This is a genomic window from Mycobacterium parascrofulaceum ATCC BAA-614 (assembly GCF_000164135.1).
In the GTDB taxonomy this organism is placed as follows: domain Bacteria; phylum Actinomycetota; class Actinomycetes; order Mycobacteriales; family Mycobacteriaceae; genus Mycobacterium; species Mycobacterium parascrofulaceum.
Genome location: NZ_GG770555.1, coordinates 102587 through 110278 on the forward strand (window position 1 = coordinate 102587; position 7692 = coordinate 110278).

Here is a 7692-nt window from a genome sequence, read left to right on the forward strand (position 1 = left end):
CCGCTACCCCCAACCCCTGGCGCCGGCCGCCGCCGCCGAGCTGGCCGGCGCGCCACTGCCCACCGGCGAGCAGGTGCTGCGGCTGATCGCCGGCCTGGACCGGCCGGGGCGGCTGACGCTGGTCGAGGGGGCCGGCGGGTTGCTGGTCGAACTCGCCGCCGCGGGCGTCACGCTGCGCGACCTCGCCGCCGAGCTGGGCGCCGCGGCCCTGGTCGCCGTCACCGCGGAGCTCGGAACCCTCAACCACACCGCGCTGACCCTGGAAGCGCTTGCCGCGCACAACGTTTCGTGCGCCGGGCTGGTCATCGGGAGTTGGCCCGAACGGCCCGGGCTCGCGGAGACCTCAAACCGGGTCGCCCTGGACCGGCTGCGCCCGGTGCGGGCGGCGCTGCCCGCGGGAGCCGGGTCGATGGGCGCCGCGCGGTTCGCGGCCATGAGCGCGGCGGCGTTCGACCGCGGCTGGGTCACCGCCCTGGTCCGCTGATGGTCCACTCGATCGAGCTGCTCTTCGACGCCGAGACCGAGGCCACGATCCGCGGGCTCTGGGACGCGCTGGCCGGCGCCGGGATACCGAGCCAGGCGCCGGCCGGGCGGCCGCACGTCACGCTCGCGGTGGCCGATCGCATCGCCGGGGAGGCCGACGCCGCGCTGCGGCCGCTGACCGAGCGGCTGCCCCTGGGCTGCGCCGTCGGCGGGTCACTGCTGCTCGGACGGTCCAACGCGATCCTGGCCCGGCTCATCGTGCCGACGGCGCAGCTGCTCGATTTCCACGCCGAGGTGCACCGGCTGTGCGGCGAGCACCTCGACCCCGCGCCGGCCCCCACCAGCCTGCCCGGTCAGTGGACGCCGCACGTCACCCTCGCCCGCCGCGTCGGGGGGCCGGCGCTGAGCCGCGCGCTGCGCATCGCGGGGCGGCCCCCGCTGGTCGAGGGCGCCTTCGCCGGCTTGCGGCACTGGAACGGCGAGAAGAAGGTCGACTACCTGATCGGCTAACGGCCGCGTAGTCCGGTGCGGGTCGGCCATGGCGGCGAGATACCCCGGCGGAGGTCACGCGCCGCGGCCGTTACCCTACTTTGAACACTTTGATTCGCACTGCCCCGACCGTGGGCAGGTTGGCCGCGTGCTCGGCCACCGACGATGCAGGGGAGTACTGGTGACTCAAGCGGCAACCCGACCGGCGACCGGCGCCCACGACGCGGACATCCTGGCGGTTGCGCGCGAACAGGTACTCGAGCGCGGCGAGGGCCTGAGCCGGGACCAGGTGCTGCGGGTGCTGCAGCTGCCCGACGACCGGCTCGACGACCTGCTGGCGCTGGCCCACGAGGTGCGGATGCGCTGGTGCGGACCCGAGGTCGAGGTCGAGGGCATCATCAGCCTCAAGACCGGCGGATGCCCGGAGGACTGTCACTTCTGCTCGCAGTCGGGGCTGTTCGCCTCGCCGGTGCGCAGCGCCCGGCTGGACGTCCCCAGCCTGGTCGAGGCCGCCAAACAGACCGCCAAGTCCGGGGCGACCGAGTTCTGCATCGTGGCCGCCGTGCGCGGGCCCGACGAGCGGCTGATGGCCCAGGTCGCGGCCGGCATCGAGGCGATCCGCAACGAGGTCGAGATCAACATCGCCTGCTCGCTGGGCATGCTGACCGCCGAGCAGGTCGAGCAGCTTGCGGCGATGGGGGTGCACCGCTACAACCACAACCTGGAGACCGCCCGCTCGTTCTTCACCAACGTCGTGACCACCCACACCTGGGAAGAGCGCTGGCAGACCCTGTCGATGGTGCGCGACGCCGGCATGGAGGTGTGCTGCGGCGGCATCCTGGGCATGGGCGAGACGCTCGAACAGCGCGCGGAGTTCGCCGCCGAGCTGGCCGAGCTCGGCCCGGACGAGGTGCCGCTGAACTTTCTCAACCCGCGCCCCGGGACGCCGTTCGGCGACCTGGAGGTGCTGCCGGTGCCCGAGGCGCTGAAGTCGGTGGCCGCCTTCCGCCTGGCCCTGCCGCGCGCCATGCTGCGCTTCGCCGGTGGCCGCGAGATCACCCTCGGCGACCTGGGCGCCAAGAAGGGCATCCTGGGCGGCATCAACGCCGTGATCGTCGGCAACTACCTGACGACGCTCGGCCGCCCGGCCGAGGCCGATCTGGAGCTGCTCGACGACCTGCAGATGCCGATCAAGGCGCTCAACGCGACCCTGTAAGCGACGTGGACACCGTGGTTCGGCATCTGGGCGCGCCCGTCGGCGCCGGCGTCTACAACGTCTACACCGGGGAAATGGGCGGCACCGCCGTGCCGACGGCGGCGCAGTTGGGTTTGGAGCCGCCCCGGTTCTGCGCGGAATGCGGGCGCCGGATGGTGGTGCAGGTGCGCCCGGACGGCTGGCGGGCGCGGTGTTCGCGGCATGGGGAGGTCGACTCGGTCGACCTGGAGGTCCAGCGGTGACCGAGCACGCGGAAACGGCCCCTACCGTCGCGCGCGCCGCTCGGGTGCGCGCCGTCGTCATCGCCGGGCTGGGCTCGGCGCTGGCCGGTGTGGCGGTCGGTGGGGTGTGGGCGTGGATCGCCCCGCCGATCCACGCGGTCGTGGCGCTCACCCGGGCGGGCGAACGGGTCCACGACTACCTGGGCGACGAGTCGGAGCACTTCTTCGACGCGCCGTGCCTGCTGCTGGGGCTGCTGACGGTGCTGGCCGTGGTGGTCGCGGTGCTGGCGTGGCAGTGGCGCGCGCACCGCGGGCCGGGGATGGTGGTCGCGCTGTCGACCGGCATGGTGACTGCCGCGGCGGCCGCGGCCGCGACCGGCGCGGCGCTGGTCCGGATCAGCTACGGCGCGCTGAACTTCGACGCGGTTCCGCTGGCCAAGGGCCCGTCGGTGGCCTACGTCGTGCAGGCGCCCCCGGTGTTCTTCGCGGACAATCCGCTGCAGGTGGCCCTGACCCTGTTGTGGCCCGCGGCCATCGCCGCGCTGGTGTACGCGGTGCTGGCCGCCGCCGACGCCCGCGACGACCTGGGCGCCCTGCCGACGGGTGGCGGGTCTTCCGATGCGGTGCCGGTCGGGGCCGGCGGCGCCTCGGAATCACCCCAGTCATAGCCGCCTTGCTATAGCGGGCGGCGGTGAATCCTGCGGCCGAGGACGACCTTGGCTGCGATCTTGGCCAGCCGCGCCATCCCGACGTAGGTCATCGGGTGGAACATGGTCGGCCAGGTGGTCCGGATCAGGTGCTCGGTCAGCGGCCGGCGGTCGAACCGGTCGGTGAGCCAGCGCAGCGTCATCGGCGCCGACAGCGGGTGCAGCAGCATGTGCTCGTTGAACGCGTCCCGGTGGTAGGTGACCTGTGCGCCGCCGGCCGAGTAGGCGTCGGCGAGCACGTCGATGTCCTTCACGTCGATGAGGTAGTCGTGGACGGCCTGCACGATCAGCACCGGCGGCGTCGGCACGGCGACACCGAGCTTGATGTTGTCGAAGACGTGCATGACCTCGGGGGTCGACAGGATGGCATCGAGCGGCTCGTCGAGGTAGTCGCCCATGTTCTTGCCGGCCATTCGGACGACCGCCTCGACGGTGGTCATCTTCTCCAGCGACTCGAGCAGGGCGCGCCCCTCCTCGTTGCTGTGTTCCTTGATCACCCGGTCCAGCTCGGGGTAGATGTGGGCGAGCGCGGCCACCACCAGCGCGGGCAGGCCGGAAAGGAAACTGCCGTTGAGCCTGCGGAAGGTATTGCCCAGGTCACCGACGGGTGATCCCAGCACCGCCCCGACGATGTCCAGCTCGGGCGCGTACTCGGCGCACACCTCGGCCGCCCAGGCGCTGGCCAGCCCGCCACCGGAGTACCCCCACAGGCCGATGGGCGCCGACGGCGACAGTCCCAGGCGCTCCGAACCCAGCGCGGCCCGGATGCCGTCGAGCACGCGGTAACCGGGTTCGTACGGCGCGCCCCACAGGCCCTGCAGCCCCTCGTGGTCGGGCACTGAGACGGCCCAGCCTTCGGCGACGGCGGCGGTGATCAGGAACAGTTCCAGCTGGCCGATCGACCCGAGCGCCTTCGCCCGGCGCCGCAGCGCATAGGACGGAAAGCAGCGGGACGACACGGCGTCGATCGCGCACTGGTAGGACAGCAGCGGGCAGGGCCGCTCCGGGGTGAGCTCGGCCGGGACGATCACCGTGGTGACGGTCGCCTCGGGCTCGCCGTTCATGTCCATCGTCCGGTAGAGCAGCTGGACGGCCCTGACGGGCTGCGGGATCAGGCCCAGAAACGCCAGCTCGACGTCGCGCGAGCGCAGCACCGTCCCGGGCTCGGCGTGCTGGAAGCCCAGCGGCGGCTGGTAGAACGGGTCGTCCGAGGGCAACAGCGGCCGTACCTTGCGCTGCAGTTCCTCGTGCGGCGGCCGGGCGATCCACTCCGCGCCGCGCGTGCCCGCCAGATTGCCGAGCTCTGCCATCGAGGCTCCCTTCTAGGCCATCGCGCATTCTCGCGCACGAACGGCAGGTAACCAAAACGTAATCGCCGCGTTGTGACCGACTTCTTGTCAGGGCGTGCGGGTCAGCTGCGCCACTGATGTCGATCCACCGGCGCCCCCCGAAGACGCTTTCCGCAAGCTTAATGGAGCGTTAACCGGGCGGGGCTGCGGTCAAACCTGGCTGGGGCTGTCCGGGGGGCCGCAGCGCGGCGAATTCATCGGTGACCCGGAGCCGGGAGTCGGTGAAGTGGTAAAGCGCCGCCGGCCGCCCCCCGCTGCGGCCCGACTGCGCGATGGTGCCGGTCTGGCTGATCACGCCGCGGCGGACCAGCACCCGCTGCAGGTTCGTCGCGTCGACCTGATAGCCCAGCGCGGCGCCGTAGATGTCGCGCAGCGTCGAGAGCGCGAATTCCTTTGGCGCCAAGGCGAATCCGAGGTTGGTGTAGGAGAGCTTGGCGATCAGCCGCGCGTGGGCGTGCGTCACCATCGGGCCATGGTCGAAGGCCATCGGCGGCAGGCAGCTGACCGGGTGCCAGCGGGTGTCCGGCGGCAGCTCGGGCGTGGCAGGGGAGGGCACCAATCCCAGGAAGGTCGAGGCGATCACCCGGGCGCCCGGCACCCGGTCGGGGTCGGAGAACACCGCCAGCTGCTCCAGGTGCGCCAGCTCCTGGAGGTCCACCTTCTCGGCCAGCTGCCGCAGGACCGAGGTGGTCATGTCCTCGTCGCTGCGCAGCCGCCCGCCCGGCAGCGACCAGGCGCCGCGCTGCGGATCCTTGGCACGCTGCCATAACAGCACGTTAAGCTGCGGTTTCTGCGTCGGGCAGCCCTTCGTAACCTGCTCTGTGACGCGGCGAACCTGGAATACGACCGCGAGCACTTCGTGGGCGGTGTTACCATGGGCCATGTTTTCGATTATAAGTCGAAAACCTCCCGGCCTGAAAGGAGCCGCCATGACGGTCCTGAATCGCATGGACACGCTCGCCGAAGACATGATCGCCGACATCACGGATTCACCCGCCGGCTACGCCGGCGTGGACGGCGACGCGCAGTGGGCCGCCGAGATTCGCCGGCTCGCCAAACTGCGCGGTGCCACCGTGCTCGCGCACAACTACCAGCTGCCCGCCATCCAGGACGTCGCCGACCACGTCGGCGATTCGCTGGCGCTGTCGCGCATCGCCGCCGAGGCGCCCGAGGACACCATCGTGTTCTGCGGGGTGCATTTCATGGCCGAGACCGCCAAGATCCTCAGCCCCGGCAAGACGGTCCTCATCCCGGACCAGCGGGCCGGCTGCTCACTGGCCGACTCCATCACCCCCGACGAGCTGCGCGCCTGGAAAGACGAGCACCCCGGCGCGGTCGTCGTGTCCTACGTCAACACCACCGCCGCGGTCAAGGCGCTCACCGACATCTGCTGCACGTCGTCCAACGCGGTCGACGTGGTCGAGTCCATCGACGCCGACCGCGAGGTGCTGTTCTGCCCGGACCAGTTCCTCGGCGCCCACGTGCGCCGGGTGACCGGTCGCACCAACATGCACGTCTGGGCCGGCGAATGCCACGTGCACGCCGGCATCAACGGCGACGAGCTGTCCGAGCAGGCCCGCGCGAACCCCGACGCCGAACTCTATGTGCACCCCGAATGTGGTTGCGCCACTTCGGCGTTGTACCTCGCCGGCGAGGGCGCGTTCCCCGCGGACCGGGTGAAGATCTTGTCCACCGGCGGCATGCTCGACGCGGCGCACCAGACGCACGCCCGCAAGGTGCTGGTCGCCACCGAGGTAGGCATGCTGCACCAGCTGCGCCGCGCCGCCCCCCAGGTCGACTTCCGCGCGGTCAACGACCGGGCGTCCTGCAAGTACATGAAGATGATCACGCCCGCGGCCCTGCTGCGCTGCCTGGTCGAGGGCGCCGACGAAGTCGACGTCGACGCCGACATCGCGGCGGCGGGCCGGCGCAGTGTCCAACGCATGATCGAGATCGGCCAACCGGGCGGTGGCGAATGATCGTTCGCCCCGACTGGACGCACAGCGCCGACGTCGTCGTCATCGGTACCGGCGTCGCCGGGCTGGCCGCGGCGCTGGCCGCCCATCGCGCCGGCCGCAGCGTCGTCGTGCTCAGCAAGGCCGACCAGGCCAAGGGCGGGACCGCGACCCATTACGCGCAGGGCGGCATCGCCGTGGTCCTGCCCGGCAACGACGACTCGGTGGAGGCCCACGTCGCCGACACCCTGACGGCCGGCGCCGGCCTGTGCGACCCCGACGCGGTGAGCTCGATCGTCGCCGACGGCTACCGGGCGGTGTCCGAATTGGTCGGCGCCGGAGCGCGGTTCGACGAGGCGGTCCCGGGGCGCTGGGACGTCACGCGCGAGGGCGGCCACTCGCGGCGGCGGATCGTGCACGCCGGCGGCGACGCCACGGGAGCCGAGGTGCAGCGGGCGCTCGACCGCGCCGCGGCCAGCCTGGACATCCGCACCGGCCATGTCGCCCTGCGGGTGCTGCACGACGACGCCGCCGTCACCGGGGTGTTGCTGGGCAGCGTCGACGGCTACGGGATCATCAACGCGCCCTCGGTGATCCTGGCCTCGGGCGGGCTCGGGCACCTCTACGGCGCGACCACCAATCCCGCGGGCTCCACCGGTGACGGGATCGCGTTGGCGCTGTGGGCCGGCGTCGCGGTCAGCGACCTCGAGTTCATCCAGTTCCATCCGACCATGCTGTTCGCCGGCACGGCCGGCGGGCGGCGCCCGCTGGTCACCGAGGCCATCCGCGGCGAGGGCGCGATACTTGTTGACCGGCAAGGCAATTCGGTGACGGCCGGTGTTCACCCGATGGGTGATCTGGCGCCGCGCGACGTCGTCGCCGCCGCCATCGACACCCGGCTGAAGGCCACCGGCGACCCGTGCGTCTTCCTCGACGCGCGGGGCATCGAGGGTTTCGCGACCCGATTCCCGACCGTGACCGCCGCGTGCCGCGCCGCCGGCATCGACCCCGTCCACCAGCCCATCCCGGTCGTGCCGGGGGCGCATTACAGCTGCGGCGGCGTCGTCACCGACGTGCACGGCCAGACCGAATTGCCCGGCCTGTTCGCCGCGGGCGAGGTGGCGCGCACCGGACTGCACGGCGCCAACCGGCTGGCGTCCAACAGCCTGCTGGAGGGCCTGGTGGTCGGTGGCCGCGCCGGCAGGGCGGCCGCGGCGCACGCGGTTTCGGCGGGGCGCGTCGCGGCGGCCCTGCCCGAGCCGATCGCCCACA

Annotated in this window: 9 protein-coding genes; 7 read left to right on the plus strand and 2 right to left on the minus strand. The window is 72.1% G+C overall.

What is annotated here, in order from left to right:
* From bioD to HMPREF0591_RS16110, 5 genes are all read left to right on the plus strand, one after another.
* Positions 1-484 (plus strand): ATP-dependent dethiobiotin synthetase BioD (gene bioD / locus HMPREF0591_RS16090; protein WP_007169665.1); only part of this gene is annotated, 484 nt, incomplete at its 5' end.
* Complete coding sequence (locus tag HMPREF0591_RS16095) at positions 484-993, plus strand: 2'-5' RNA ligase family protein (RefSeq protein WP_007169666.1); 510 nt, start codon at positions 484-486, stop codon at positions 991-993. The genes bioD and HMPREF0591_RS16095, both read left to right, overlap by 1 nt.
* A 160-nt stretch (positions 994-1153) precedes the next feature.
* Positions 1154-2188 (plus strand): biotin synthase BioB, encoded by a 1035-nt coding sequence (gene bioB, locus HMPREF0591_RS16100; RefSeq protein ID WP_007169667.1) that lies wholly within the window; start codon positions 1154-1156, stop codon positions 2186-2188.
* A 74-nt stretch (positions 2189-2262) separates the two neighbouring features.
* Positions 2263-2430 (plus strand): biotin synthase auxiliary protein BsaP, encoded by a 168-nt coding sequence (gene bsaP, locus HMPREF0591_RS16105; protein ID WP_244268960.1) that lies wholly within the window; start codon positions 2263-2265, stop codon positions 2428-2430.
* Positions 2427-3077: a DUF2567 domain-containing protein gene (locus HMPREF0591_RS16110; protein WP_007169669.1), complete on the plus strand. Its 651-nt coding sequence runs from the start codon at positions 2427-2429 to the stop codon at positions 3075-3077. The genes bsaP and HMPREF0591_RS16110 overlap by 4 nt, the downstream gene beginning before the upstream one ends.
* Positions 3078-3085: 8 nt before the next feature.
* Here HMPREF0591_RS16110 and HMPREF0591_RS16115 read toward each other — a convergent pair whose 3' ends face one another.
* Complete coding sequence (locus HMPREF0591_RS16115) at positions 3086-4426, minus strand: lipase family protein (protein WP_007169670.1); 1341 nt, start codon at positions 4424-4426, stop codon at positions 3086-3088.
* 169 nt (positions 4427-4595) lie between these two features.
* The gene (locus tag HMPREF0591_RS16120; protein ID WP_007169671.1) at positions 4596-5348 is read right to left on the minus strand and encodes an NUDIX hydrolase; all 753 of its coding nucleotides are present in this window, start codon (positions 5346-5348) and stop codon (positions 4596-4598) included.
* 46 nt (positions 5349-5394) lie between these two features.
* On the opposite strand from HMPREF0591_RS16120, the gene nadA reads away from it, so the two are divergent.
* Together nadA and HMPREF0591_RS16130 are read left to right on the plus strand one after the other, a co-directional pair.
* Positions 5395-6444: a quinolinate synthase NadA gene (nadA, locus tag HMPREF0591_RS16125; RefSeq protein ID WP_007169672.1), complete on the plus strand. Its 1050-nt coding sequence runs from the start codon at positions 5395-5397 to the stop codon at positions 6442-6444.
* Positions 6441-7692, plus strand: a 1252-nt coding sequence (locus HMPREF0591_RS16130; protein WP_007169673.1) for an L-aspartate oxidase, incomplete at its 3' end; no start/stop codon positions are given. The genes nadA and HMPREF0591_RS16130, both read left to right, overlap by 4 nt.

What these genes read in the sequence shown, in the direction of transcription:
- HMPREF0591_RS16095 (WP_007169666.1), top strand. Translation starts at nt 484, where the DNA reads ATGGTCCACTCGATCGAGCTGCTCTTCGACGCCGAGACCGAGGCCACG.
- bsaP (WP_244268960.1), top strand. Translation starts at nt 2,263, where the DNA reads ATGGGCGGCACCGCCGTGCCGACGGCGGCGCAGTTGGGTTTGGAGCCG.
- HMPREF0591_RS16115 (WP_007169670.1), bottom strand. Translation starts at nt 4,426, where the DNA reads ATGGCAGAGCTCGGCAATCTGGCGGGCACGCGCGGCGCGGAGTGGATC.
- HMPREF0591_RS16120 (WP_007169671.1), bottom strand. Translation starts at nt 5,348, where the DNA reads ATGGCCCATGGTAACACCGCCCACGAAGTGCTCGCGGTCGTATTCCAG.
- nadA (WP_007169672.1), top strand. Translation starts at nt 5,395, where the DNA reads ATGACGGTCCTGAATCGCATGGACACGCTCGCCGAAGACATGATCGCC.